Genomic DNA, 24,160 nt, shown 5'->3' with positions numbered 1-24,160 from the left:
TTTCACGCTACTACCCGAAAGAATGATTTGTTGTGGGGGAATCGATGTTTTCAGGCTCCGCCCTGCAATTTACGCAGCAGCTCGGCGCTGGCTGGGTCGGCCGGGAACAGGGTCTCCAGTCCCAGTTCGGCCAGGGTGACGTCCACTGGGGTGCCGAACACCGTGATGGTGCTGATGAAACTGATGATCCCGACCGGCGTGCGCAACTGCAACGGCACGAGCACCGCGTCGCTGGGCGGTCCTTCCGGCGGAGGTGGCGCGGGGTAGCCGTCGAGTTCATCGAACAGGGCCTGCAACTCCGCGTCGCCGCTGACTTCGATATCCCGATGCAGGCGCTCCAGCAGGTGCGCTCGCCACTGGCCGAGGTTGACGATGTGAGGCGCCAGGCCCTGTGGATGAAGGGACACGCGCAGCACGTTGAGTGGCGGTGCCAGCAGTTCCGGCGCAACTCCCGAGAGCAGCGGCGCGACGGCGCCATTGGCCGCCAGCAGGTTCCAGTGCCGGTCCACCGCCAGCGCCGGGTTGGGTTCGTGGGCCTTGAGCAACTGCTCGACCGCCGTGCGCGCGCCGGCCAGCGCCGGGTCATCGAGCGCACGCTGGGAAAACAGCGGCGCATAGCCGGCGGCGGTCAGCAGGCGATTGCGCTCACGCAGGGGAATTTCCAGTTGCTCGGCCAGGTGCAGCAGCATCTCGCGACTGGGATGAGCGCGACCGGTCTCGACGAAGCTCAGGTGACGCGTGGAAATCTCTGCGTCGCAGGCGAGGTCGAGCTGGCTCAGGCGGCGTCGCTGACGCCATTGGCGCAACAGGGCGCCGACGGGGTGGGCAGAAGTATTCATGGCACCGACGATAGTCCAGGGAGGGAATCCCGGCCATTACCTGGCAGGTAATCGACCCGCTGCGGGTTTCGCGGAAATCTGTCGCCAAGCGCCACGTCGGCGCCTCATTCGACAGGAGAACCACCATGACTCATCTCGATATGTCCCCGCTGCTGCGCCGTGCCCTGCAAGCTGATGCCCTCGCCAGTGGTGTCATGGGCCTGTTGCTGGCGCTGGCCGCCGGCCCCCTGGAAGAACTGCTGGGCCTGCCGCGTTCGCTGTTGCTGGGTGCGGGCATCGGGTTGCTGCCCTTCGCCCTGGCGCTCGGCTGGCTGGCCAACCGGGCGACGGTGCGCCGTGGCTGGATCTGGGCGGTACTGGCGATCAACGCCGTGTGGGTGGTGGACAGCCTCTCGCTACTGGCGGTGGGCTGGGTGGAGCCGACCCTGCTGGGTAAGGTCTTCGTGATCGGCCAGGCCGTGGCGGTGGCCGTACTCGCCGAGCTGGAATTCTTCGGCCTGCGGCGTTGCCAGGAAGCGGTCGCGTGATGGGAAACGGCGCCGGCCTGTGTGGCCGGCGCCTATGGCTCAGAACAGGCCGCGCAGGGCCAGGTCGCTGCCGAGTAGCAGCAGGCCGATGAAGAACCAGCGGCGGAAGCGTTCGGCACTGATGCGTTTGCGCAGCCACTGGCCGCCGGCCATGCCTAGCAGTGCCGGCACCAGGGCCAGCAGGGAAGCGCCCAGCACCGCCGGTTGCAGCAGCTCGCCGCTGTGACCGAGGCTCACCGCCAGGGCAATGGTGGAGGCACTGAAGGACAGCCCCAGGGCCTGCACCAGTTCGTCCTTCTCCAGGCCGATGGCCTGCAGGTAAGGCACCGCCGGGATCACGAAAACCCCGGTCAGCGCCGTCAGGGCGCCAGTCACCGCGCCGATCACCGGCCCCAGCCAGCCTTCATTGGCCGGTGCCACGGCGAAGCGCACCGATGCCAGCCCGAGCACTGCATAAACCACGAGCGCGATACCGAGTATCGAGGTCGCGCCGGGCAGGTCAGTGGCGTTCACCACCCAGGCCATGGCCCAGGTGCCGACGAAGATGCCGGCGAGCATCGGCCACAGACGCCGCAGCATGGCCAACGGACTGCTGCCAGCGGCGAGCTGCCAGATGTTGGTGACCATGGACGGCACGATCAGCAGGGCGGCGGCCTGCATGGGTGGCATCACCAGCCCCAGCAAGCCGACGGAAATGGTGGGCAGGCCAAGGCCAACCACGCCCTTCACGGTGCCCGCGAGCAGGAAGGTGGCGGCAATCAGCGGCAAGTAGGCAATCAGGGAATCGGCCACGGGTTCACTCCTTGTGTGGGGCGCATGTTGGCGCGCCGATGAATTCGTGGCCAGTATCCGTGGCGCTGAATCGGGACGATTCGGAGTGGGGCGAAGTGTGGAATGCAGGATGGCTACGTAGGTTGGTGCAGAGCGAAGCGAAGCCCAACACCGTTCGGGAGTGGGCTCCGTTGCGTTGGGCTTCGCTTCGCTCAGCCCAACCTACAGGGAAGGAATTAGAACCCCGCCGCCTTCTGCCAGGCCTTGGGCTTGAAGAACAGCGTTTCGCCACGCACCAGGCCGACCAGGCTGTCGTGGTCTTTCACCACTTCGGCCTCGATCAATTCGTCCTGGCCGTCCACCTTCAGGGTCACCCGGGTGATGGCGCCCAGGGGGCGGATATCGCGGACTTCGGCGGCGCGGTGTTCGGCCACTTCGGAGCGCGAAAGCGAGACTTCATGGGGACGGAACAGCAGGTGCTGATCGTCGCCCAGGTGCAGGCGGTTGGAGTCGCCGAGGAAGTGGTAGACGAAGTCGCTGGCCGGGTTCTCGTAGACCTCGCCCGGTGCGCCGATCTGCTCGATCACGCCCTTGTTCATCACCACGATGCGGTCGGCCACTTCCATGGCTTCTTCCTGGTCGTGGGTCACGAATACGGAGGTCAGGTTGATCTCCTCATGCAGGCGCGCCAGCCAGCGGCGCAGCTCCTTGCGCACTTTGGCGTCGAGGGCGCCGAAGGGCTCGTCGAGCAGCAGGATCTTCGGTTCCACCGCCAGGGCGCGGGCCAGGGCGATGCGCTGGCGCTGACCGCCGGAGAGCTGCTCCGGGTAGCGGTCGGAGAGCCAGTCCAGTTGCACCATGTTCAGCAGCTCGTGGACCTTCGCCTTGATCGCCGACTCGCTCGGACGCTCGCGCTTGGGCTTCATGCGCAGGCCGAAGGCGACGTTGTCGAACACCGTCATGTGGCGGAACAGGGCATAGTGCTGGAACACGAAGCCGACGTTGCGATCACGCACGTCGTGTTGGGAAACGTCTTCGCCGTGGAACACGATGCTGCCCACATCCGGGGTTTCCAGGCCGGCGATGATCCGCAGCAGGGTGGTCTTGCCGCAGCCGGACGGGCCGAGCAGCGCCACCAGTTCGCCGCTGTGGATATCCAGGCTGATTTCGTTGAGGGCCTTGAAGGCGTTGAAGTTCTTGCTGACGTTGCGGATTTCAATGCTCACGGTGGTTACTCCTCATCAGCATTCGACTTGAGACGGGACAGGCGCGACTCGCTCCACTGCTTGAGCAGAAGGATGCACAGGGCGAGCACCAGCAGCAGGCTGGCGACGCTGAAGGCGGCGACGTGGTTGTACTCGTTGTAGAGGATCTCGACATGTAGCGGCAGGGTGTTGGTGACGCCGCGGATGTGGCCGGACACCACCGACACCGCGCCGAACTCGCCCATCGCCCGCGCGGTGCACAGCACCACGCCGTAGATCAGGCCCCATTTGATGTTCGGCAGGGTCACGTGCCAGAACATCTGCCAGCCGTTGGCGCCAAGCAGGCGTGCGGCTTCCTCTTCCTGCGTGCCCTGTTCCTGCATCAGCGGGATCAGTTCACGGGCGACGAAGGGGAAGGTCACGAAAATCGTGGCCAGGACGATGCCGGGTACGGCGAAGACAATCTGGATATCGCGGTCCTGCAGCCATTCGCCGAAGTAGCCCTGGGCGCCGAACAGCAGCACGTAGATCAGACCGGCGATGACGGGAGATACCGAGAACGGCAGGTCGATCATGGTGACCAGCAGGCTCTTGCCGCGGAACTCGTACTTGCTCACGCACCAGGCGGCGGCGACGCCGAACACCAGGTTGAGCGGCACCGAGATGAACACGGCGATCAGGGTCAGCTTCAGCGCGGAAAGGGCGTCCGGCTCGAAGATGGCGGTGAAGAAGGTACCCAGGCCGTCCTTCAATGCTTCGCTCAGTACCACCAGCAGCGGCAGCAGGAGGAACAGGGCGAAGGCCAGCCAGGCGGAAATGATCAGGATGCGACGACCCAGCGCGCTGCCCCGGCGGGCGGCGTTGGCGGAGGACGCGGCGGTCAGGCTTGCGGAACTCATGGCGCTCTCCTCACGGGGTCTCGATGCGGCGTTGCAGCAGGTTGATCAGCAGCAGCAGGACGAAGGCGACGACCAGCATCAGCACGCCGATGGCGGTGGCGCCGGTGTAGTCGTACTGGTCCAGCTTGACCATGATCAGCAGCGGCAGGATTTCGGTCTTCATCGGCATGTTGCCGGCAATGAAGATCACCGAGCCGTACTCACCCACGCCACGGGCGAAGGCCAGGGCGAAACCGGTCAGCCAGGCGGGTAGCAGGGCCGGCAGCAGGACATGGCGGAAAATCTGCAGCGGCTTGGCGCCGAGGCAGGCGGCGGCTTCCTCCACCTCGCGGGGAATGTCGGCCAGCACCGGCTGCACCGTCCGCACCACGAAGGGCAGGGTGACGAACGTCAGCGCCAGGGTGATGCCGAGCGGGGTGTAGGCGATCTTGAAACCGAGGTCGGTGGCGAACTGGCCCACCAGGCCGGCGGGTGCATAGAGGGCGGTAAGGGCGATGCCGGCGACTGCGGTGGGCAGCGCGAAGGGCAGATCGACCATGGCGTCGATGACCTTGCGGCCGAAGAAGTCGTAACGCACCAGGACCCAGGCCAGCAGGGTGCCGATGATGCCGTTGATCACGGCGGCAGCCAGGGCGGTGCCGAAACTGAGCTTGAGGGCGGCGATCACGCGGGGGGCGCTGATGATGGTCCAGAACTGGACCCAGGTCAGCTCGGTGGTCTTGAGGAACAGGGCACCCAGGGGAATCAGGACCAGCAGGCTGAGATACACCAGGGTGTATCCCAGGGTCAGCCCGAAGCCGGGTATGACCGGGGAGATGCGTCGTGACATGTTCTGTCCTTACTCTGCGTTGGAACGCTTGGTTTTCCGGAGCCGGCCCCGTCGAGCCGCTTCCAGCAAACAGGCCCGATCCGTGGATCAGGCCTGGTTTTCGCTCCTTCCCTGAAGCACTTTTCGATGGGTTTCGCTCCGCTCTACCCATCCTACGGAACTGGTCTCGTAGGATGGGTAGAGCTTGCGAAACCCATCATCGTTACTGCGCTTGGTAGATCTGGTCGAAGATGCCGCCGTCGTTGAAGAACTTGGGTTGGGCTTCCTTCCAGCCGTTGAAGTCCTTGTCCACGGTCACGAGGTCCAGTTTCGGGAATTGCTTGGCGAACTCGGCCGCGACTTTCTCATTACGCGGGCGGTAGAAGTTCTTCGCCGCGATGCGCTGGCCTTCCTCGCTGTACAGGTACTGCAGGTAGGCTTCGGCGACCTTGCGGGTGCCCTTCTTGTCGACGTTCTTGTCGACCACCGACACCGGCGGCTCGGCCAGGATCGACAGGCTCGGCGCGATGATTTCGAAGTTCTCGCCGCCTTGCTCTTTCAGCGCCAGGAAGGCTTCGTTTTCCCAGGCCAGCAGCACGTCGCCGATCTGGTTGTTGACGAAGGTGATGGTCGAGCCACGGGCGCCGGTATCCAGCACCGGTACGTGTTTGTACAGCTCCTTCACGTATTCCTGTGCCTTGGCGTCGCTACCGTATTGCTTCTTGGCCCAGGCCCAGGCGGCCAGGAAGTTCCAGCGGGCGCCGCCGGAGGTCTTCGGGTTCGGGGTGATGACTTCAACGCCTTGCTTGGTCAGGTCGCCCCAGTCCTTGATGCCCTTGGGGTTGCCCTTGCGTACCAGGAACACGATGGTCGAGGTGTAGGGGGTGCTGTTCTGCGGCAGGCGTGCCTGCCAGTCTGCCGGGATCAGCTTGCCGAGCTTCTGCAGCTCGTCGATGTCGCCGGCCAGGGCCAGGGTCACCACGTCGGCCTTCAGGCCGTCGATCACGGCGCGGGCCTGCTTGCCGGAGCCACCGTGGGATTGCTGGATTTTCAGGTCGTCGCCGCCTTCGGTCTTCCAGTGCTTGGCAAAGGCAGCGTTGTATTCCTGGTAGAGCTCACGAGTGGGGTCGTAGGACACGTTGAGCAGTTCGGTGGCGGCGGCGGCCGGGCCGGCGATCAGGGCGCTGGCGAGGGCGGCGAGGGCGAAACGGCGAATCGACATTATCAAAGCTCCTGGAACTGAATTTTTTTAGGTGTTGGCTAGGGCTGTTTGGTGGTGTTCGTCGAAACGCCCTCCGGCAGTCCGGTCGGGCTTCAAGCCTGTCGAGGCTCGAACGGTGTCCTTTGAATCAGTTACCGCGCTGGTTCGGTTGCTGCAGGCGGAATTTTTCCTTGCGTTCGATCTGCACCACCTGGCCGTTGTGCACGGTGATCTCCACCGAGCCGAAACGCAGGCCGTGCAGGGCACTCTGGATTTCACGCAGGATGCTGGCCTCGTCCTGGCCTTCCACGCTACGAAGGGTTGCGCTCATGGTCGTGCTCCTAGAAATGGGGCCCGCGGCGTGGGTCAGGAAGGGTATTCCGCGTGGCGTGGAGCGAATCTTAAGCAAGCAGGGAATATTCTTAAAAATACTATTTAAGAATTTTTATATAACCGAATTAACTTGCGCGTCGCTCAGGCGCCGGCGGGCCGGTGCGCCCCATGCCAGGCACGTTCGAACATGTCCGCCTTCAGGCTGCTGACCAGAGGCTCTCGAGCGCTTCCACCGGCAACGGGCGGCTGAACAGGTAGCCCTGTCCATAGTCACAGCCCAGTTCGCGAAGGAAGCTGGCCTGGGCGTCCACCTCGATACCTTCGGCCAGCACGCTGATGCCCAGGCTGTGGCCCAGGGCGGTAACGGCGCGGGCGATGGCGATGTCGTTCCTGTCGTCCGGCAAGCCGCGCACGAAGCTCTGGTCGAGCTTCAGCTTCTGCACCGGCAGGCGTTTGAGGCGCTGCAGCGAGGAGTAGCCCGTGCCGAAGTCGTCGATGGCCAGGCGCACGCCCAGCGCGCGCAATCGCCCCAGCAGGGCTTCGGCGGTGTCCGGGTCTTCCATCACCGCGCTTTCGGTGATTTCCAGCTCCAGGTATTCCGGCGCAAGGCCCGTGGCGGCCAGCACCCGCGCCACCTCGCTATCGAGCTCCGTGCGGTGGAACAGCCGACAGGACAGGTTCACCGCCACGAACGACAGGGCGCGCCCCTGTTCCAGCCAGCAGCGCATCTGGTGACAGGCCTGTTCCAGTACCCAGGCATCGATGCTGGCGATCAACCCGCTCTGTTCCGCGATCGGCAGGAACTCCCCAGGCGGTACCAGACCACGCTCGGGATGCGCCCAGCGCACCAGCGCCTCGAAACCGATCAGTTGGCCATCGGCGAGGCGCTGGATGGGCTGGTAGTGGACCCGCAGCTGCCCCAGTTCCAGGGCCTGGCGCAGGGCGCTGACCAGCTCGACACGCTGGCGCGCCTGTTCAGTCAGTTCCTGGCTGTAGAAGGCATAGGCATCGCGTCCCGAACCCTTGGCCTTGAACAGGGCAGAGTCGGCGTTGCGCATCACCTGCTCGACATTGGCATCGGTGTCCGGGAACAGGCTGATGCCGAGGCTGGTGCTGATGAACAGGTCATGGCCGCCCAGGCGGAACGGGGTCGCCAGCTCGGTGCGGATGCGCTCTGCCAGCGCCGCGGCCTGATCGGCCTGGGGGCAGTTGTCCCAGAGCACGCCGAACTCGTCACCGCCCAGGCGCGCCAGGGTCATGCCGCCTTCCATCAGTCCTTGCAGGCGCACGCCAGCCATCTTCAGCAGCAGGTCGCCATGGGAGTGGCCGAAACTTTCATTGATGTGCTTGAAGTGATCGAGGTCCAGCAGCAGCAACGCGCCGTTCTGCTTCTCACGGCGAGCACGTTCCAGCACCTGCTCGACGCGTTCGGTGAAGAGCAGGCGGTTGGGCAAGTTGGTCAGCGGATCGTGGTGGGCGAGGAAATCCAGTTCATGCTGCGAGCGCTTGATCGCGCTGACGTCGGAGAACACCGCCACATAGTGGGTCAGTTGGCCGTCTTCGTCGTGGATGGCGCGGATATTTTGCCAGAGCGGATAGATCTCGCCGTTCCTGCGCCGGTTCCACACCTCGCCGCTCCATTCGCGGCGGTGATCCAGCGCGTTCCACATGGCTTTGTAGAAGGCCGGCGCGTGGCGGCCGGAACTGAAGATGCGCGGGTTTTCGCCCAGCACCTGCGCTTCCTCGAAGCCGGTGATGCGGGAGAAGGCGCGGTTGACGTGGACGATGCGGCTGTCGGCATCGGTGACCAGCACGCCCTCCTGGGTACTGTCGAACACGGCGGCGGCCTGGCGCAGGCTGCTTTCGTGGGCGCGGCGCGCGTCCAGATAGTCCTTCAGGCGGCGCAAGTGCAGGCAGACAAGGGCGAACAGCAGAAGGCTGGTGACCACTACAAAGAGAAGGCCCTTGGCGGTCTGCAGCTCATCCAGCAGGACGCGGTCGCCCACCAGGGCAAGCAGTGCCCGGTCGCTGAAAAGCACCCAGAGACTGGCGATGATGAAGTAGGGCAGCACCAGTCGCAGGGCGCTGAACTTGGAACGCATGGGCGCGGCCGTCCTGGCTAGGTCATACGGGGGTGCGCATTATAGGAGCAACCGACGACCGGGGGGCTTCTATCTAAAAGAGAGGATGGTTTTCTACCGGCGCTTTGTGATAATTCGAGCCAGATTCGCGCAACAAAGCCCCGATTCACTTCACCCGAGGCAATACCATCCATGTGGTACAACGGTTTTCTCGACCTGTCGCTGTGGCAACTGGTGGCGGTCACCCTGGTGATGACCCACATCACCATCGTCGGCGTCACCGTCTATCTGCACCGCTACTCGGCGCACCGCTCCCTGGAGCTGCATCCGGCGCTCAAGCATTTCTTCCGTTTCTGGCTGTGGCTGACCACCGCCATGAACACCCGCGAGTGGACCGCCATCCACCGCAAGCATCACGCCAAGTGCGAAACCGCTGACGACCCCCACAGCCCAGTGATCAAGGGCCTGGGCACCGTCTTGCGCAAAGGCGCGGAGCTGTACGCGGAAGAAGCGAAGAATGAAGAAACCCTGCGCATCTATGGCAAGAACTGCCCGGATGACTGGATGGAGCGCAATGTCTACGGCCGCTACCCGATTGGCGGCGTGACCCTGATGGCCCTGATCGACCTGGCGCTGTTCGGCGCCGCCGGCATCACCATCTGGGCCGTGCAGATGATGTGGATCCCGGTCTGGGCTGCAGGTGTCATCAATGGCCTGGGCCATGCCATTGGCTACCGCAACTTCGAATGCCGCGACGCCGCCACCAACCTGGTGCCCTGGGGCATCCTGATCGGCGGCGAAGAGTTGCACAACAACCACCACACCTATCCGAACTCCGCCAAGCTGTCGGTGAAGAAATGGGAGTTCGACATGGGTTGGGCCTGGATCAAGCTGTTCAGCTTCCTTGGCATGGCCAAGGTGCAGCGCGTCGCGCCCATCGCCCACCGCGTCGAAGGCAAGGGCAGCCTGGACATGGACACTGCCATGGCCATCCTCAACAACCGCTTCCAGATCATGGCCCAGTACCGCAAGCTGGTGATCGCTCCGCTGGTGAAGCAGGAACTGGCCAAGGCCGACGAATCGGTGCGCCACCTGTTCCGCCGCGCCAAGCGCCTGCTGTCCCGCGAAACCAGCCTGCTCGACGAAACCCACCAGGCGCGTATCGCCGCCATGCTGGAGCAGAGCCAGGCGCTCAAGGTCATCTACGAGAAGCGCCTGGCGCTGCAGCAGATCTGGGTGAAGACCAGCGCCAACGGCCACGACATGCTGGAAGCGATGAAGCAGTGGATCCACGACGCCGAAGCCAGTGGCATCCAGTCCCTGCGCGACTTCGCCGAACAGCTGAAGACCTACTCCCTGCGTCCGGCCACAGCGGCCTGACGTTTGCGAGATCCATCAAGAAGGCCGGCAGAAATGCCGGCCTTCTTGCTTTCTGGGGCCGGCGAGGGGCTTTTTTGTGGGAGCGATTTCAATCGCGAGGGGCATTGCAGGCCGAACCTACGGTCCGGTTAGCGAATGAATTCGCCCCCACAAGGCGGGGCACCGAACTGCCGTGGTGAAGCAGGAAGGGCTCGCTTTCCCGGTGGGGGCGATTTCAATCGCGATGGGCATTGCAGGCCGAACCTGCGGCTCGGTTGGCGAATGAATTCGCCCCCACAAGGCGGGGCACCGAACTGCCGTGGTGCAGCAGGAAGGGCTCGCTTTCCCTGTGGGGGCGATTTCAATCGCCAAGGGCAGCGCAGCTGCCCCGGGTCACCCCGGCCCCGCCATTTCCTGCAGGCAAAAAAAGGCCGCTCATCATGAGCGGCCTGAACAGGACGTCGATATAGGAGCTGTCACGCATCAACGTCAGGAGGTGGAGAACAGGGAATGCAGGAATCAGCTGTCCTGGTGGGTGTCGGACTGCTGCTGTTGCTCAGCGCCTTGCTTGGCGATGGCTTCCTGCTGGGCGGCATCGGCGCGCTGTTCGGCCAGAGCTGCATTGCGTGCAACAAAGGTGTTGGATTCTTCAGCCAGCGTCAGTTGCGCGAAAAACAGGGAAAATACGGCGAAAACGGCAGTAAAAAGTGCATTGCGTTGCATATCTTGAACCTCTCGGATGGTTTCTTGCGAAACATGGCGCCATCTTAGGGAGGTCAGGAAAGCGGAAAAATAGCGGTTTCAGTGAAGAACTATTTCTCTTTTCGCAACAGTTTCGCGTTGATCGCCCAGCGCTTCGGGTCCTCCAGCAGCGCTTCGTCCTGAGTCAGCAGCGGAGGCAGCTCAGCCTTGAGGAACTCCACCCAGGTCTTGATCTTGGCATCGAGGAAGCGCCGTGACGGGTAGATGGCGTAGATGTTGCGCTCGCGCAGGCGGTATTCCGGTAGCAGCCGCAGCAGCTTGCCTTCGCGTACGGGCGGGCAGGCGACGAAGGAGGGCAGCAGGCAGACGCCCATGCCCGCCTGCGCGGCCTTGGCGAGGGACTCGGCGACATTGACCTGGAAGCTCTCGGCCGGGAGCACGTTGAATTCGCCCTGCTCGCCGTTGAATACCCAGCTGTCCTCATAGAGTGGGTCCAGCAGTCGCAGGTAGCGGTGATGCTGGAGGTCCACAGGGCTGACGGGGACGCCGTGTTTTTTCAGGTAGGCGGGGGCTGCGCAAAGCACGCTGAACATCGGCCCCAGCACCTGGGCGACCATCTGTGAATCGGGCAGCTCGCGGGCGAAGGTGATGATGACGTCGTGGCCGTCCTCCAGCAGGTCGGGGGTGCGCTGCGACAGGGTCAGTTCCACCACCACTTCCGGATAGAGTTCGGAGTAGCGCGCCACCAGCGGCGTGAGGTGCTGCAGGCCGAGGCCGGTCATGGTGTGCACACGCAGGCGGCCATGGGGCTTGAGGTGGGCGCCACGCGCCTCGGCTGCGGCTTCGTCGACTTCACCGAGGATCTGCCGGCAGCGTTGCAGGTAGCGCTCGCCCACTTCGGTCAGCGCCAGGCGGCGGGTGGTGCGATGCAGCAGGCGGGCCTGAAGCTGTTGTTCCAGCTCCGATACCAGCCGCGACACCTGCGCGGTGGACAGGTCCATGGCCTGGGCGGCGGCGGTGAAGCTGCCGGTGTCTATCACCCGCACGAAAACCCGCATGCTGTGGAGCGTGTCCATTGTTACCCCTTGTGTAAGGCTGCTTCTCGCAAGTGGGAGATTATCCCGGATTCTCAGGTAAATATACTTTGTGCCCATGGGCGGCAATGGCCGAGTTCTTGCCGTTCCCGTCTTCCCCACCCGCACCTGCTGCGGGTCCCTTCGAGGTACGCATGACTCCGGATCAAAGATTCGCCCGGCGGGTCCAGGCGGCCATCGTCCTGTTCGTCCTGCTGTTCGCCTACTTCCTCGCGGCGGACCTGTGGATGCCCATCACGCCCCAGGCGCAACTGACTCGCCCAGTGCTGCGCATTGCCCCCCGCGTGGATGGCCAGGTACTGGACGTGGCCGTCAGCAACAACCAGCACGTCGACGCGGGCCAGGTGCTGTTCCGCCTCGACCCCGAGCCCTTCCACCTGGCCGTGCGCTCTGCCGAGCTGGCGCTGGAGCAGGCCGAGCAGGACAACCGCCAGCTCGACGCCGCCATCGCCGCCGCCCGTGCCGACCAGGTCGCCGCCCAGGCTGCGGCCAGTGAACTGCAACGTGAGGCCGCACGCCTCGGACGTCTGGTACAGAGCCAGCACGTGTCGCGCCAACTCTTCGAACAGACCGAAGCGCAGCGCCAGGCCGCCCAGGCCAAACTGAGCGCCGCCGGGGCGCGCATTCGCGAGCTGATGGCCCAGCGCGGCGATGCCGGAGACGACAACCTGCGCCTGCGTCAGGCGCGAAACGCGTTGGACCAGGCACGTCTGCAACTGGAATACAGCGAAGTCCGCGCCGAGCGCGCCGGTACCCTGAGCAATCTGCAGCTGTCCGCGGGCGCCTTCCTGCATGCCGGCAACCCGGTGGCCGCGCTGGTGGCGGACGAAGCGGATATCAGCGCCGATTTCCGCGAGAAGGCCCTGCGTTACGTGCGCCTGGAAGACGGCGCCGCGGTGGTGTTCGACGCCTTGCCCGGGCACATCTTCCAAGCCAGGGTCAGCGCCATCGATGCCGGCGTGAAGGAAGGCCAGCTCGACGCCAACGGCGACCTCGCCGCGCCTGCAGTCTCCGACCGCTGGGTACGCGATGCCCAGCGCCAGCGCTTGCATGTCAGCCTCACCGAAGCCCTGCCCTACACGCTGCCCAGCGGCGCCAAGGCAACGGTGCAGCTCTACCCGGGTGACTCGCACCTGGCGGACCTGTTCGGCCGCGTGCAGATCGCCGCCATCAGCATCCTGCATTACGTGTACTGATGATCCGCAGGACAGCTCTGACGGAAAACGATCTCAGGCAGTGCCTGCGTCTCGCTGGCGGCGGCACCCTCGGGCTGTTCATCTGCAAATTGATGGGCTGGGACAACGGCTCGTTCTTCTGCGTCTACCCCATGTTGCTGCTCGGCCTCACGCCGGTCATCAATGCCCATGTCGTGCGGCAGTTCCTGCTTCAGGCGGTGGTGGTGAGCGTCGAGGTGCTGGTGATCTACGGCCTGTTCGGCGACCGCCCGCAGATGATCGTACCGCTGGCGTTCCTGGCCTTCTTCTGGCGCTTCCGCCTGATGGCCCAGGGGCCGCTGTTCATGTTCGGCGCCCTGGGCAGTGTGTTCCTCTCCATCCAGCTGCACTTCGCCAGTTACCCGGAAACCCATCTCTACGACCTGGTCACCAGCAACCTCGTGGCGGCGAGCCTGACGGTGCTGATCGCCTGGCTGATGTTCTTCCTCTTCCCCGATGCCGAGCCACGTCCGTTCCGGCAGATGCCGGCCAAGGACTTGCCCAGCCAGCGTCACGAAGCGGTGCTCGGGGCGACCATCGCCACCCTGTCTTTCATGCTGTTCCAGAGCTTCGACCTGAAGGATTCGCTGTCGGCGCAGGTGGCGTCGATCCTGGTGCTGTTCCCCATGCACTGGAATGGCATCCGCTTCGCCGGTCGCATCCGTGCCCTCGGCACCCTGCTGGGCTGCGCCATCGGGCTGGTGCTGCAACTGGTCCTCTACAGTCACTACGACGTGCTGCCCCTGGTGACCCTGATGTATTGGACCGCTGCGTTCTGCTGCGCGCGCCTGCACGTGCTGGAAGGAGCCCAAGGCATCGGCTTCGGGGCATTGACCACCCTGGCCATCGTCTTCGGCCAGTACCTCACCCCGCAGCACGACGTGGTGTACTCCATCGCCTACCGCCTGAGTTCCGTGTGCGTTTCGGTATTCCTCACGCTGGTTGCGGTGTTCGTCCTGCACCGTTTGCTCAACCGTTTTTCGTCCTTCCGTCATGCCAGTCACGCCTGACCGTCGGCTTATACTCCGTTCGCACTTTTGCCTGCCTAATCTGTCGAAGGCAGGTCCTATGAAGGTAGTGGCCGAATGGAAACGTCCCTCGAATCGCCCAGCGAACTGGAAAAACTCACCCTTGCCCTGCTTCACAGTCGGGGCGAGGTCGAACGGCTGCGCGAACGCGAGGTCATCTTCAGCAGCCTCCTCGGCAGCGTGAATGCGGTGCTCTGGGCCTTCGACTGGGAGGCTCAGAGGATCATCTACGTCAGCCCCGCCTACGAAACCATGTTCGGCCGTTCCGCCGCCCTGCTGCTGGCGGACTACAACGAATGGCGCAACTGCATTTATCCGGATGATCTGGAGTACGCCGCGCAGAGTTTTGCCGAGGTGCTGGAGAAGGGCGCCATCGAGGCGCGCGAGTACCGCATCATCCGCGCCGACGGCCAGCTGCGCTGGATCAGCGACAAATGCTTCATCAGCCAGAGCGGCGGCGAAGGCCAGCCGACCATCGTGGTCGGTATCGCCGAAGACATCACCGAAAAGAAGCAATTGGAAGGCGAGCTGCATCGCCTGGCGACCACCGACGTGCTGACCAAGAGCAGCAACCGCCGGCACTTCTTCGAATGCGCCCAGCGCGAGTTCGAGCACTCGGTGCAGTTCGGCAGCCCGCTGGCGTTCATCCTGATGGACGTCGATGACTTCAAGAAAATCAACGACACCCACGGCCACCAGACCGGCGACCAGGTACTCCAGCGCATCGCCCAGTGCGGCGCCAACACCCTGCGCCGGGGCGACCTGTTCGGCCGCATCGGTGGCGAGGAGTTCGCCGCCGTCCTGCCCGGCTGTCCGCCGGAGCTGGCGTGGCAGATCGCCGAACGCTTGCAGCGGGAAGTGCAGCGGATGAGCTTCACCGTCGACGGCAAGAGTTTTGGCGTCACCGCCAGCCAGGGACTGGCCAACCTGCGCGACGACGGCAACCTCGACAGCCTCTACGCCCGTGCCGACGCGGCCATGTACCAGGCCAAGCGCGGCGGCAAGAACCAGATCGTCCTGGCCGATTGATCATGCAGCAAAGCCCAACACGGTGCGGGGAATCGTTGGGCTTCGCGTAGCTCAGCCGCAACCTACGGTTATGGCGAGGCTCCATCGGCCCAATCAACGATGCGCTTTTCCGTAGGTTGGGCAGAGCGCAGCGAAGCCCAACGTTTCCGGGCGTGGACATCGATCAGAGCGCAATGAACTCCGGCCGCATGCCTTCCACGCGCTGCAGCAGCGGCGGCAGGTAGTCGCCGTCCCCGGTGAGTTGGTGCAGCAATCGCTCCCGAAGCCTGTGGAAGTCCGCCCCCGTACGCTGCCGTGGGTGTGGCAGGTCGATCTCCACCACCGACTTGATCCGACCGGGCCTTGGCGCCATCACCACCACGCGGTCGGCGAGGTAGATCGCCTCCTCGGCGTCGTGGGTGACCAGCAGGGTGGTGATGCCGGAGCGTTCGCGGATGGCCAGCAGCTCGTCCTGGAGTTGCTGGCGGGTCAGCGCATCGAGGGCGCCGAAAGGCTCGTCCAGCAGCAGAATGCGTGGGCTGGCCACCAGGCCGCGGGCGATGGCCACGCGCTGGGCCATGCCCCCGGAAAGCTGATGCGGGTAGGCCGATTCGAAGCCGTTCAGTCCAACCAGTTGCACGAACTCATGGACCCGTCGGGCACGTTCGCCCTGGGTCAGTTTTTCGTTTACCAGCCCCAGGCCGATGTTCTGCGCCACCGTCAGCCAGGGGAACAGACGGTGCTCCTGAAACACGATGCCGCGCTCGCCGCCGATGCCCCGGACCGGCGCGCCATCCACGCGGATTTCGCCACTGAAGTCGGTATCCAGCCCCACCAGCAGGCGCAGCAGGGTGGACTTGCCGCAACCGCTGGAGCCGACGATGGCGATGAACTCGCCCTCGTTGATCGCCAGGCTGAAGTCCTGGATGGCCTCGAAGGCCTGGCCATCCACCGAGAAGACCTTGCCGACCCGGTCGAAGCTGACCAGGGGAGCGATGGAATGGGGCTGGTTGGCCGCTTCCCGGGCCGAGGGATTGAAGGCATTCATGCGTGTCTCCAGCGCGTCGCGCGCGTTTCGATGCGTTGTCCGAGAGCGCCGAGCAGGGCGCCGACCAGGCCCACCAGCACCATGGCGGCCATCACCTGGTCCATGCGGAACATCTGTTGGGCGCCGAGCATCAGGCTTGCGATGCCGCCATCGGACGGCATGAAGTACTCGGCGCCGATGGTCCCTAGCCAGGCGTAGATCAGGGAAAGCCGCAGGCCGGCGAAGATGGCCGGGGCTGCGCCGGGAAGGATCAGCAACTGCAGGCGTTTGGGCAGGTCCAGACGCAGGGTGCGGGCCGCCTCGCCCAACTGCGGCGACAGGCTGGCGATGCCGCGCTGGGTGGCGATGAAGAGCGGGAAGAAGGCCGCCAGGCTGACGAACACCACCTTGGCCAGTTCTCCCAGGCCGAACCAGGCGGTAAGCAGCGGCACCCAGGCGAACAGCGCGACCTGGCGCACCGCCGACAGGCTTGGCCCCAGTACCCGCTCGGTGCGATTGGAAAGCCCCAGCAGCAATCCCAGCAGGAGCCCGGCGCCACCGCCGACAAGCAGACCGGCCACGGCGCGTTGCAGGCTGAGCTGCATGGCATGGGGCAGGGAGCCGTCCTGGAATCCATCCGCCAGGCTGCGCACCACGTCCAGCGGCGAAGCCAGGATATTGCGGTCGACCCAGCCGAGGCTGCTGCTGGCCTGCCAGAGAATCAGCAGCGCGGCGGGCAACAGGGCGCCCTCCAGGCGGCGCCAACCCCGTGCATCGTTGCGCCGGCGCTGCTCGCCAGTGGCCGGTTGCGGCCAGTGCAGCAAGCGCCGTTCGACGAGCCCGAAGCCTCGGTCCATCAGCGCGCCGACAAGGCCGATGAGGAGGATGCAGAGGAACACCAGATCCAGCATGAACAGCTGGCGTCCCCAGACCATCAGGTAGCCCAGGCCTTCGCTGGAGGCCAGTAGCTCAACCGCCAGCAGCGACGTCCAGCCAGTGGCCAGGGCCAGGCGGAAGCCGGTGAGGAAGGCGGGCAGGGCGGCCGGCAGCAACAGGCGCAGGAACAGCAGGTGACGCGGCAGGCGCAACACGGCCGCGGCCTCGCGCAGCTTGGGCTGGGCATCGCGCACACCGACCAGGGTATGCAGGGTCACCGGCACCACTACCGCTTTGATCAGCACTACCAGCTTGAGCAACTCGCCGATGCCGAAGAACAGCATGAACAACGGAATCCACGCCAGGGTAGGAATCTGCGCCAGGGCCACGAAGCTGGGGTAGACCAGCGCCTCCGCGCGCTTCGACGCACCCAGCCAGGTACCCAACAAGAGTCCGCCGGCGACGCCCGCCAGCAGTCCCCAGAACAGCCGCTGGAGGCTTATCCACAGATGGGTCCAGAGCTCGCCCGAGCCGAACTCCAGGGCGTTCTGCCAGACCAACGATGGCGCCGGCAGGATTTGTTCGCTCATCCAGCGGTAATGGCTCGCGAGCACCCAGAGCAGGGCCAGGCCCAGGGGCAGCAGCCAGGGCAGAAGGGTGTCGGAATGGCCGCGCCACCCGCCGGGTAAAGCCAGCGCGGGGGGTGTCCAGGTCAAGGTTCGGCTCATTTCCATCTCCCGAACGGGTTCTTGGATTATTCAAAAAAAGAATAATAAAGTTATGATTAATTACTTAAACAGATAAGAACACGAGTCGATAGCGCCGGAAAGGTATAGGTCGATGCGTTTGCCTCATATTTTTTATGCGCGTTATGCATGCACCCGTGCAGCCGGCGTCCCGTCTGACTTAGGCGTAAAAATTATTAAAAAATGACTTTTTATTATTTGTTTTGCCTGAGGACGCACGCCTAGCTTCCGCTCCACAGCGCCGGCCTCTGCCGGCGGCAGCCCGCCAAGGAGCCCACCGCCATGAAAACCCTGCTCAACCAAATACTCGGGGCCTTCGCCTCACCCCTGCTGGTCGGCGTGCTCGGGGCATTCCCCATGGTTGCCCACGCCGAAGCGGCCAAGCCCGAAGCGATCCGCATCGCGGTGCCGGATCTGAGTGCTGGCACGAAGCACAGCGCGGGTGGCGTGGTGGACGTGCTGCGCGATCAGAAAATCTTCGAGGAGGAATTCGCCAAGGACGGTATCCGCGTCGAATGGCGCTTCTTCAAGGGCGCCGGCCCGGTGGTTAACGAGGCCCTGGCAAACGGTCAGGTGGACTTCGCCTACCTGGGTGACCTGGCCGCAATCGTCGGCAAGGCCAACGGGTTGGACACCCGGGTGATCAGCGCCAACACCCGTGGTGTGAAGAGCTATCTCGGCGTGGTGCCGGGCTCGGGCATCAAGAGCCTGCAGGACCTCAAGGGCAAACGCGTGGCGGTGTTTCGCGGCACCGCCCTCCAACTCTCCTTCGCCAGCGCCCTGGCCAGCCAGGGCCTCAGCGAGCGTGATCTGAAGGTGATCAACCTCGACTTCAACGCCGCCAGCGCGGCCCTGGCCGCCAAGCAGATCGACGCGACCTGGGGGCTCTCCAACCTGATCGCCCTTCGCGAACGCGGTCTTGCGGAACTGCCGCTGAACTCCCGCGACCTCGACGGCGCGGGCAGCACCCAGGCTGTGCTGGTGGCCACCGGTGATTTCATCCGCCAGTACCCGGAGGTGGTGGGACGCCTGGTGAAGGCCCAACAGAAGGCGGTGACCTGGATACGTGACGATGCCAACAAGGCGGCCTATGTCGAACTGGTATCGAGCCTGGCCAGCTATCCGCCGGGCATCCTCGCCAGCGACCTGGCCCAGGAAAGCCTGAATCGCTACTTCGATCCTCACCTGGACGCCGAATTCATCGGCCTGCTGCAACAGGGCGTGGACCTGGCGGCCAAGGAACGCCTGATCCGCCGTGGTTTCCAGGTTGCCGACTGGGTGGAGCCGCGTTTCCTCGACGCGGCGCTGCAGGGGCCGGGACAGGCCTCGCGCTGACAGGGAGTCGCTGACAGGGAGGTCCTTTACAGGGAGTCGTGGAAGCCGCCGCAAGGCGGCTTTTTTATCCACAGGGCATTCGCGCCGACGAGAGCTCTCCAGAAAAACTGCTTCATGAAGGCACCGTCTACAGTTATTCTTCAGTGCTGTGATTGGTGCTCTTATTGGTGCTTTTAGGAGACTCTAATGCCCTTCCAGATCCTGGCGGATGTGGCCGCCTCCGTAACCGACCTCAAACGTGATCCCATGGGAACCATTCGCGAAGGTCACGGCGAAACTGTGGTCATCCTCAACCGCAACGAACCGGCTTTCTACGCCGTTCCGCCCGCTCGTTATCAAGCCATGCTCGAGCTGATTGACGACCTGCGCCTGGCCGAACTGGTCCGCGCCCGTCAGGGGGAACCGACGGTCGCAGTCGATATCGATGAGTTGATCGCGCAAGCGACCGATAGCCGTGCCTAAGTTCAGCCTGGCGTTCAACGTCAAGGCGCTCAAGGAATGGCACAAGCTGGACTCCACCATCCGGCTGCAGTTTGCCAAGAAGCTGAAAGAACGCCTCGACCTCCCACGAGTCGAGTCTGATCGACTCAAGGGAATGCCGGACTGCTACAAGATCAAGCTGCGCTCGGTGGGCTATCGCCTTGTTTATGAGGTGGTGGATCAGCGCTTGGTTGTCACGGTCATCGCTGTGGGTAGGCGTGAGCGTTCAGAGGTCTATGAGGCCGCCAAGGGTCGCATTGAATAGCGCTTGGCAGGCCTGTCCCTTCCCAACCCCTACGCCGCCTGCTCCAGCGAATCCATCTCCAGCAGCACGTCGATCAGGGCCCGCGCCGCTGGGGACAGGCGATAACCCGTGCGGGTGACGATGCCGCAGCGTGCGGCCAGGCTGTCCACCCGATCGGGCAGGTTGCGCCAGTGCAGCAGCGCCAGTGCACCGCATTCCAGCAGCGGGGCGATGGTTTCCTGCTGGGCGATGCCGATGGCATCGGTCTGGCGCACCACCTGGACCAGTGTGGGTACGTGGTCGCACTCCAGGCTGAGCTGGAAATCCACCATGCCGCTATAGCTCGCCAGCAATTTGCGGATGCCCGCCGGTAACCGCGTGGCGGCCAGCGGATAGTCGAACATGTCGTTGGTGGAGAGGCTCTCCTTGAGCAGCAGCGGGTGCCCCTGCCGGCAGAAGAAGCGGCCATAACGGGGCGTCAGCGGCCGGGTCTGGAAGCTCGGGTCGGCCTCGAACTGGCGCACGTCGGCGATGAAGAATTCGATCTCGTCCCGGGCCAGGCGGCGTCCCAGCACTTCCCAGTTATTCACCTCGAAATGGGTGCGGATGCGCGGGTAGCGCTGCATGAATACCGCGAGGGCGTCGGGCACCAGCCTGGCGGCTGGCGCGGGGCCGCTGCCGAAGTGCAACTCGCCGGCATCCAGCTTGGTCATCTGGTCGATTTCGCGCGCCAGGTTGCTCGCTCCCTGTACCAGGCGCAGGGCGTGCTGCAGCACCACCTGGCCTTCCGGGGTGGGGCGCAGGTCCTTGCTGCCACGGTCCACCAGCTGGCAGCCGAAGTCCTGCTCCAGGCCCTGGATGCTGCGGCTGAAGGCCGGCTGGGTAATCCCCATGGCGTCGGCCGCGCGGACGAAACTGCGGTGTTCGAGCAGGGCGATGAAGTAACGGAGCTGGCGCAGGTCCATGGTGCTTTTCCGGCATCGAAAATATAGGGCGAAGGCATTTGTCGCGGCATTGCGTGGGGTTTTAAATGCAAGCTCTTATTCCGTCAAATGCACATTCGATAAATTATTAGACGTATATCGAATAAGCATATGGCGCATCTCCCCTGACCGTGAGGACCGCACCATGAGCACTGCCGCACTGGCCCAACAACAGGCCGTTGAACTCGACATCCATCCCGTTGCCGGTCGCATCGGCGCCGAGATCAGGGGCGTGACCCTGTCCGGCAATCTCGATGCCGCCACCCTCGAAGCCATCCAGGCCGCTTTGGTCCAGTACAAGGTGATCTTCTTCCGCGGCCAGACCCAGCTGGACGACCAGGGCCAGGAAGCCTTCGCCAAGCTGCTCGGCGAGCCGGTGGCGCACCCCACCGTGCCAGTGCGCGAGGGCACCCATTACCTGCTGCAACTGGACGGCGCCGAAGGGCAGCGCGCCAACTCCTGGCACACCGACGTCACCTTCGTCGACGCCTATCCCAAGGCCTCCATCCTGCGCAGCGTGACGGCCCCGGCCGCTGGCGGCGACACCGTCTGGGCGAACACCGCCACCGCCTACCAGGACCTGCCCGCACCCCTGCGCGAGCTGGCCGACAAGCTCTGGGCCGTGCACAGCAACGAATACGACTATGCCGCCACGCGCCCCCATGTCAGCGCCGAGAAGCTGGAGCAGTACCGCAAGGTGTTCACCTCCACCGTGTATGAAACCGAGCATCCGGTGGTGCGGGTGCATCCGGTGAGCGGCGAGCGGACGTTGCTGCTGGGGCACTTCGTCAAACGCATCAAGGGTTTCTCCCAGCCGGATTCGGCGCACCTGTTCTCCGTGCTCCAGGGGCATGTCACTCGCCTGGAGAACACCGTGCGCTGGCGCTGGCAGGCCGGCGATGTGGCGATCTGGGATAACCGCGCGACCCAGCACTACGCCGTCGACGACTACGACACCCAGCCGCGTATCGTGCGCCGCGTGACCCTGGCCGGCGACGTGCCGGTGAGCATCGACGGGCAGCGCAGCCAGACCCTTCGCAAGAGCTGATTGCTCCAATCAAAAGCCCCCACCGGAGTGATCCGCTGGGGGCTTTTGCGTTTGTAGGGTGCGCCGCGCGCACCGAAGCCTTGCGGCTACCGCGCTGACAGGTTTGGCTGATTTGTGGCATCCGACACCGCGCGATGTTGGGCCTCGCTGCGCTCGGACCAACCTACGGTGCCACTTCTCGGTCACTACGCTGGCGGTGCAGGCAGTGCGCTGAGCGTAGGTTGGTCTGAGCTACGCGAAGCCCAACAAAGGCATTCGACACCGCGCGATGTCGGGCCTCGCTGCACTCGGACCAATCTACGGTGCCACTTCTCGGTCTTTGCGCTGGCGGTGCAGGCAGTGCGCTGAGCGTAGGTTGGTCTGAGCTACGCGAAGCCCAACGTTCGGGGTTCATCGCTGCTGCGTTGGGCCTCGCTGCGCTCGGACCAACCTACGGGGCCTCCGATGCCTGCCGGGCATATTTTCGATGTTCTCAAGGCATGCATAAGAAATTGTCTTTTAAATTCATGTACTTAAAAAATACATATTCCTAAAAGTAATTATAAAATCATTAAAAATTACTTTATGAGATAAGCCTGCCCCCCAATCATCCCTCCATGGCCGACCGCTCTAGCTCGGCCATCTCGCCGGTCTTGAGCCGGCTGCCATTTCAACAAGCCCGGTGGCACAGGCCGGGCCTTTTTATCCCCAGGAGTCTTGCCCATGGGCAATGTCCTCGAAGCCGACAGCGGCCGTGAATTGCACTGGCAGGAAGTTCGCCGCCCAGGCGAGGTCCGCGACCTCGGCGTGCCGGTGCGCCAGGCGCTGGACCGCACGGTCTTCCGCAGTCCCGGCGACAGCCGCGTGCTCAGCCGCCGCGAAGCCTGGCTGCTGGGCGCCTTCGCCCTGGTCCTGCATGGCGCCGTGCTGCACTGGCTGAGCCAGAAACCCACGCCGCCGCTGCCGGAAGTGCCGCCGCAGATTCCGCCGATGACCATCGAATTCACCGCCCCGGCGCCGCCCGTGGTGGAACCGCCACTGCCGGAGCCGCCGCCGCCCGTGATCGAGCCGCCGCCCCCGGTGGTGGAGGAGCTGGCCGTGAAGCCGCCGCCGCCCAAGCCGGTGGCCAAACCCAAGCCGAAACCGCAGCCGCCCAAGCCCGCGCCGAAGCTGGCTCCCAAGCCGGTGGAACCGCCGCCCGCGCCGCCCAAGGCCGAAGCCCCGCCCGCGCCGCCGGTACCACCTGCGCCGGCGCCGGTGACGCCGCCCTCGGCTAATGCCGGCTACCTGAAGAACCCGGCGCCCGAGTACCCCGCCTTCGCCCAGCGGCGCGGCTGGGAGGGCACCGTGCTGCTGCGCGTGCATGTGCTGGCCAGCGGCTTGCCGAGCGAGGTCCAGGTGCAAACGAGCAGCGGCCGCGAGCTGCTCGACGAGGCTGCGGTGCGCGCGGTCAAGCGCTGGACCTTCGTGCCGGCGAAACAGGGCGAGGTCGCCCGCGACGGCTGGGTCAGCGTGCCCATCGATTTCAAATTGAACTGATCAGAGGAAGACTCCATGGACCTGTTAACCAATCCCTTCGCCTCCATCGAGCACCTGGTGATCTGGCTGCTCATCGGCTTCTCCGTCGTCACCTGGGGCCTGGCCCTGGTCAAGGGCATCCAGTTCGCCCGCCTGAAGCGCCGCGACCGCCAGTTCCAGAAGCGCTTCTGGAGCGCCACCAGCCTGGACAGCGCCGCCGAGCAACTGCAGCAACATGCCGGGGCCGCCGCCCACGTGGCCCACGCCGGCTTCGCCGCGATCCAGGTGCAGGGCGGCCAGCCCGGCGACCTGAGCCAGGCGATCAACCACCAGGACCGCCTGGAGCGCGCCCTGCGCCAGCAGATCCAGCGCGAACGGCGTTCCCTGGAATCGGGCCTGGCGGTGCTCGCCTCGATTGGTTCCACCTCGCCCTTCATCGGCCTGTTCGGCACCGTCTGGGGGATCATGGAAGCCTTGAAGGGTATCAGTGCGGCCGGCTCGGCCAGCCTGGAAACCGTCGCCGGCCCCATCGGCGCAGCGCTGGTCGCCACCGGCGTGGGCATCGCCGTCGCGGTGCCGGCGGTGCTGGTTTACAACTACTTCCTGCGCAGCCTGAAGCTCACTGCCGCCGACCTCGACGACTTCGCCCACGACTTCTACCTGCTGGCGCAGAAGAGCGCCTTCAAGCTGCTCGTCAATCCGGCCCCGGCGCGTGCCGCCGGGGCCGTGAAGGAGGCCTCCTGACATGGCCTTCTCCACCCAGGACAACGACGAAGTCCTTTCCGAGATCAACGTCACCCCGCTGGTGGACGTGATGCTGGTGCTGCTGGTGGTGTTCATCGTCACCGCGCCGCT

25 protein-coding genes are annotated in these 24,160 nt (G+C 64.6%); 12 read left to right on the top strand and 13 right to left on the bottom strand.

Features of this window, described 5'->3' with window-relative positions:
• Positions 1 to 50 precede the first annotated feature (50 nt).
• On the bottom strand, positions 51 to 839 hold the full coding sequence (locus tag DM872_RS11020) for an MmyB family transcriptional regulator (RefSeq protein WP_179059534.1): 789 nt from the start codon (positions 837 to 839) through the stop codon (positions 51 to 53).
• A 125-nt stretch (positions 840 to 964) separates the two neighbouring features.
• Between DM872_RS11020 and DM872_RS11015 the strand changes: the two genes are divergently transcribed.
• Positions 965 to 1,366, top strand: a complete 402-nt coding sequence (locus tag DM872_RS11015) for a hypothetical protein (RefSeq protein ID WP_179059533.1) — start codon at positions 965 to 967, stop codon at positions 1,364 to 1,366.
• Between the two features lie 39 nt (positions 1,367 to 1,405).
• Here the strand turns inward: DM872_RS11015 and DM872_RS11010 are convergent, their stop codons facing one another.
• From DM872_RS11010 to dibA, 7 genes are all read right to left on the bottom strand, one after another.
• Positions 1,406 to 2,158: a sulfite exporter TauE/SafE family protein gene (locus DM872_RS11010; protein ID WP_373273703.1), complete on the bottom strand. Its 753-nt coding sequence runs from the start codon at positions 2,156 to 2,158 to the stop codon at positions 1,406 to 1,408.
• Between the two features lie 215 nt (positions 2,159 to 2,373).
• Positions 2,374 to 3,363, bottom strand: coding sequence for a sulfate/molybdate ABC transporter ATP-binding protein (locus tag DM872_RS11005; RefSeq protein WP_179059532.1), 990 nt, complete (start codon positions 3,361 to 3,363; stop codon positions 2,374 to 2,376).
• Between the two features lie 5 nt (positions 3,364 to 3,368).
• On the bottom strand, positions 3,369 to 4,241 hold the full coding sequence (gene cysW, locus DM872_RS11000; protein ID WP_179059531.1) for a sulfate ABC transporter permease subunit CysW: 873 nt from the start codon (positions 4,239 to 4,241) through the stop codon (positions 3,369 to 3,371).
• A 10-nt stretch (positions 4,242 to 4,251) separates the two neighbouring features.
• Entirely contained in the window at positions 4,252 to 5,070 is an 819-nt protein-coding gene (gene cysT, locus DM872_RS10995) for a sulfate ABC transporter permease subunit CysT (RefSeq protein ID WP_077524550.1), read from the bottom strand.
• Positions 5,071 to 5,272: 202 nt separating this feature from the next.
• Positions 5,273 to 6,271 (bottom strand): sulfate ABC transporter substrate-binding protein, encoded by a 999-nt coding sequence (locus DM872_RS10990; RefSeq protein WP_179059530.1) that lies wholly within the window; start codon positions 6,269 to 6,271, stop codon positions 5,273 to 5,275.
• 127 nt (positions 6,272 to 6,398) lie between these two features.
• On the bottom strand, positions 6,399 to 6,581 hold the full coding sequence (gene oscA, locus DM872_RS10985; protein ID WP_077524552.1) for a sulfur starvation response protein OscA: 183 nt from the start codon (positions 6,579 to 6,581) through the stop codon (positions 6,399 to 6,401).
• A 199-nt stretch (positions 6,582 to 6,780) separates the two neighbouring features.
• Complete coding sequence (gene dibA / locus DM872_RS10980) at positions 6,781 to 8,685, bottom strand: phosphodiesterase DibA (protein ID WP_179059529.1); 1,905 nt, start codon at positions 8,683 to 8,685, stop codon at positions 6,781 to 6,783.
• A gap of 171 nt (positions 8,686 to 8,856) precedes the next feature.
• Here dibA and desA point away from each other — a divergent pair, with 171 nt between their 5' ends.
• A complete protein-coding gene (gene desA, locus DM872_RS10975; RefSeq protein WP_179059528.1) occupies positions 8,857 to 10,044 on the top strand; it encodes a delta-9 fatty acid desaturase DesA in 1,188 nt (395 codons plus the stop codon).
• Between the two features lie 498 nt (positions 10,045 to 10,542).
• On the opposite strand, the gene DM872_RS10970 is transcribed toward desA, so the two are convergent.
• A complete protein-coding gene (locus DM872_RS10970; RefSeq protein WP_179059527.1) occupies positions 10,543 to 10,746 on the bottom strand; it encodes a hypothetical protein in 204 nt (67 codons plus the stop codon).
• A gap of 89 nt (positions 10,747 to 10,835) precedes the next feature.
• Positions 10,836 to 11,801: a LysR family transcriptional regulator gene (locus DM872_RS10965; RefSeq protein ID WP_179059526.1), complete on the bottom strand. Its 966-nt coding sequence runs from the start codon at positions 11,799 to 11,801 to the stop codon at positions 10,836 to 10,838.
• A 152-nt stretch (positions 11,802 to 11,953) separates the two neighbouring features.
• Between DM872_RS10965 and DM872_RS10960 the strand changes: the two genes are divergently transcribed.
• The 3 genes from DM872_RS10960 to DM872_RS10950 all read left to right on the top strand — a co-directional run bounded on the left by DM872_RS10960 (position 11,954) and on the right by DM872_RS10950 (position 15,090).
• Positions 11,954 to 13,015, top strand: coding sequence for an HlyD family secretion protein (locus DM872_RS10960; protein WP_179059525.1), 1,062 nt, complete (start codon positions 11,954 to 11,956; stop codon positions 13,013 to 13,015).
• A complete protein-coding gene (locus tag DM872_RS10955) occupies positions 13,015 to 14,043 on the top strand; it encodes a DUF2955 domain-containing protein (RefSeq protein ID WP_179059524.1) in 1,029 nt (342 codons plus the stop codon). The genes DM872_RS10960 and DM872_RS10955 overlap by 1 nt, the downstream gene beginning before the upstream one ends.
• A gap of 75 nt (positions 14,044 to 14,118) precedes the next feature.
• Positions 14,119 to 15,090: a GGDEF domain-containing protein gene (locus DM872_RS10950; protein WP_179059523.1), complete on the top strand. Its 972-nt coding sequence runs from the start codon at positions 14,119 to 14,121 to the stop codon at positions 15,088 to 15,090.
• Between the two features lie 163 nt (positions 15,091 to 15,253).
• Here the strand turns inward: DM872_RS10950 and DM872_RS10945 are convergent, their stop codons facing one another.
• Positions 15,254 to 16,117 carry an ABC transporter ATP-binding protein gene (locus DM872_RS10945; RefSeq protein ID WP_179059522.1) on the bottom strand — a complete coding sequence of 288 codons (864 nt, stop codon included), beginning with the start codon at positions 16,115 to 16,117 and terminating at the stop codon, positions 15,254 to 15,256.
• Positions 16,114 to 17,700, bottom strand: a complete 1,587-nt coding sequence (locus tag DM872_RS10940) for an ABC transporter permease (protein ID WP_179059521.1) — start codon at positions 17,698 to 17,700, stop codon at positions 16,114 to 16,116. Before DM872_RS10940 ends, DM872_RS10945 begins: the two co-directional genes overlap by 4 nt.
• A 300-nt stretch (positions 17,701 to 18,000) precedes the next feature.
• Between DM872_RS10940 and DM872_RS10935 the strand changes: the two genes are divergently transcribed.
• From DM872_RS10935 to DM872_RS10925, 3 genes are all read left to right on the top strand, one after another.
• Complete coding sequence (locus DM872_RS10935) at positions 18,001 to 19,053, top strand: ABC transporter substrate-binding protein (RefSeq protein ID WP_179059520.1); 1,053 nt, start codon at positions 18,001 to 18,003, stop codon at positions 19,051 to 19,053.
• A gap of 186 nt (positions 19,054 to 19,239) precedes the next feature.
• A complete protein-coding gene (locus DM872_RS10930) occupies positions 19,240 to 19,515 on the top strand; it encodes a type II toxin-antitoxin system Phd/YefM family antitoxin (RefSeq protein ID WP_179059519.1) in 276 nt (91 codons plus the stop codon).
• Positions 19,508 to 19,798, top strand: a complete 291-nt coding sequence (locus DM872_RS10925) for a type II toxin-antitoxin system RelE family toxin (protein WP_077521628.1) — start codon at positions 19,508 to 19,510, stop codon at positions 19,796 to 19,798. The genes DM872_RS10930 and DM872_RS10925 overlap by 8 nt, the downstream gene beginning before the upstream one ends.
• 29 nt (positions 19,799 to 19,827) lie before the next feature.
• Here the strand turns inward: DM872_RS10925 and DM872_RS10920 are convergent, their stop codons facing one another.
• Positions 19,828 to 20,742: a LysR family transcriptional regulator gene (locus DM872_RS10920; RefSeq protein WP_179059518.1), complete on the bottom strand. Its 915-nt coding sequence runs from the start codon at positions 20,740 to 20,742 to the stop codon at positions 19,828 to 19,830.
• A 163-nt stretch (positions 20,743 to 20,905) separates the two neighbouring features.
• On the opposite strand from DM872_RS10920, the gene DM872_RS10915 reads away from it, so the two are divergent.
• From DM872_RS10915 to DM872_RS10900, 4 genes are all read left to right on the top strand, one after another.
• Positions 20,906 to 21,808, top strand: a complete 903-nt coding sequence (locus tag DM872_RS10915) for a TauD/TfdA dioxygenase family protein (RefSeq protein ID WP_179059517.1) — start codon at positions 20,906 to 20,908, stop codon at positions 21,806 to 21,808.
• Positions 21,809 to 22,510: 702 nt separating this feature from the next.
• Positions 22,511 to 23,326: an energy transducer TonB gene (locus DM872_RS10910; protein WP_179059516.1), complete on the top strand. Its 816-nt coding sequence runs from the start codon at positions 22,511 to 22,513 to the stop codon at positions 23,324 to 23,326.
• A 15-nt stretch (positions 23,327 to 23,341) separates the two neighbouring features.
• The gene (locus DM872_RS10905; RefSeq protein ID WP_179059515.1) at positions 23,342 to 24,049 is read left to right on the top strand and encodes a MotA/TolQ/ExbB proton channel family protein; all 708 of its coding nucleotides are present in this window, start codon (positions 23,342 to 23,344) and stop codon (positions 24,047 to 24,049) included.
• Between the two features lies 1 nt (position 24,050).
• Positions 24,051 to 24,160: biopolymer transporter ExbD (locus tag DM872_RS10900; protein WP_179059514.1), on the top strand; the 110-nt coding region annotated here is incomplete at its 3' end.

This window comes from Pseudomonas taiwanensis, from assembly GCF_013393345.1.
GTDB lineage: Bacteria > Pseudomonadota > Gammaproteobacteria > Pseudomonadales > Pseudomonadaceae > Metapseudomonas > Metapseudomonas resinovorans_C.
This window is presented reverse-complemented; position numbering and strand designations above follow the sequence as displayed.

What these genes read in the sequence shown, in the direction of transcription:
- DM872_RS10915 (WP_179059517.1), top strand. Translation starts at nt 20,906, where the DNA reads ATGAGCACTGCCGCACTGGCCCAACAACAGGCCGTTGAACTCGACATC.
- desA (WP_179059528.1), top strand. Translation starts at nt 8,857, where the DNA reads ATGTGGTACAACGGTTTTCTCGACCTGTCGCTGTGGCAACTGGTGGCG.
- DM872_RS10920 (WP_179059518.1), bottom strand. Translation starts at nt 20,742, where the DNA reads ATGGACCTGCGCCAGCTCCGTTACTTCATCGCCCTGCTCGAACACCGC.
- DM872_RS10950 (WP_179059523.1), top strand. Translation starts at nt 14,119, where the DNA reads ATGGAAACGTCCCTCGAATCGCCCAGCGAACTGGAAAAACTCACCCTT.
- DM872_RS10945 (WP_179059522.1), bottom strand. Translation starts at nt 16,117, where the DNA reads ATGAATGCCTTCAATCCCTCGGCCCGGGAAGCGGCCAACCAGCCCCAT.
- oscA (WP_077524552.1), bottom strand. Translation starts at nt 6,581, where the DNA reads ATGAGCGCAACCCTTCGTAGCGTGGAAGGCCAGGACGAGGCCAGCATC.
- DM872_RS11020 (WP_179059534.1), bottom strand. Translation starts at nt 839, where the DNA reads ATGAATACTTCTGCCCACCCCGTCGGCGCCCTGTTGCGCCAATGGCGT.
- DM872_RS10910 (WP_179059516.1), top strand. Translation starts at nt 22,511, where the DNA reads ATGGGCAATGTCCTCGAAGCCGACAGCGGCCGTGAATTGCACTGGCAG.
- DM872_RS10965 (WP_179059526.1), bottom strand. Translation starts at nt 11,801, where the DNA reads ATGGACACGCTCCACAGCATGCGGGTTTTCGTGCGGGTGATAGACACC.
- DM872_RS10970 (WP_179059527.1), bottom strand. Translation starts at nt 10,746, where the DNA reads ATGCAACGCAATGCACTTTTTACTGCCGTTTTCGCCGTATTTTCCCTG.
- DM872_RS10955 (WP_179059524.1), top strand. Translation starts at nt 13,015, where the DNA reads ATGATCCGCAGGACAGCTCTGACGGAAAACGATCTCAGGCAGTGCCTG.
- DM872_RS11015 (WP_179059533.1), top strand. Translation starts at nt 965, where the DNA reads ATGACTCATCTCGATATGTCCCCGCTGCTGCGCCGTGCCCTGCAAGCT.
- DM872_RS10905 (WP_179059515.1), top strand. Translation starts at nt 23,342, where the DNA reads ATGGACCTGTTAACCAATCCCTTCGCCTCCATCGAGCACCTGGTGATC.
- DM872_RS10930 (WP_179059519.1), top strand. Translation starts at nt 19,240, where the DNA reads ATGCCCTTCCAGATCCTGGCGGATGTGGCCGCCTCCGTAACCGACCTC.
- DM872_RS10935 (WP_179059520.1), top strand. Translation starts at nt 18,001, where the DNA reads ATGAAAACCCTGCTCAACCAAATACTCGGGGCCTTCGCCTCACCCCTG.
- cysT (WP_077524550.1), bottom strand. Translation starts at nt 5,070, where the DNA reads ATGTCACGACGCATCTCCCCGGTCATACCCGGCTTCGGGCTGACCCTG.
- DM872_RS10960 (WP_179059525.1), top strand. Translation starts at nt 11,954, where the DNA reads ATGACTCCGGATCAAAGATTCGCCCGGCGGGTCCAGGCGGCCATCGTC.
- dibA (WP_179059529.1), bottom strand. Translation starts at nt 8,685, where the DNA reads ATGCGTTCCAAGTTCAGCGCCCTGCGACTGGTGCTGCCCTACTTCATC.
- DM872_RS10990 (WP_179059530.1), bottom strand. Translation starts at nt 6,271, where the DNA reads ATGTCGATTCGCCGTTTCGCCCTCGCCGCCCTCGCCAGCGCCCTGATC.
- cysW (WP_179059531.1), bottom strand. Translation starts at nt 4,241, where the DNA reads ATGAGTTCCGCAAGCCTGACCGCCGCGTCCTCCGCCAACGCCGCCCGC.
- DM872_RS10940 (WP_179059521.1), bottom strand. Translation starts at nt 17,700, where the DNA reads ATGAGCCGAACCTTGACCTGGACACCCCCCGCGCTGGCTTTACCCGGC.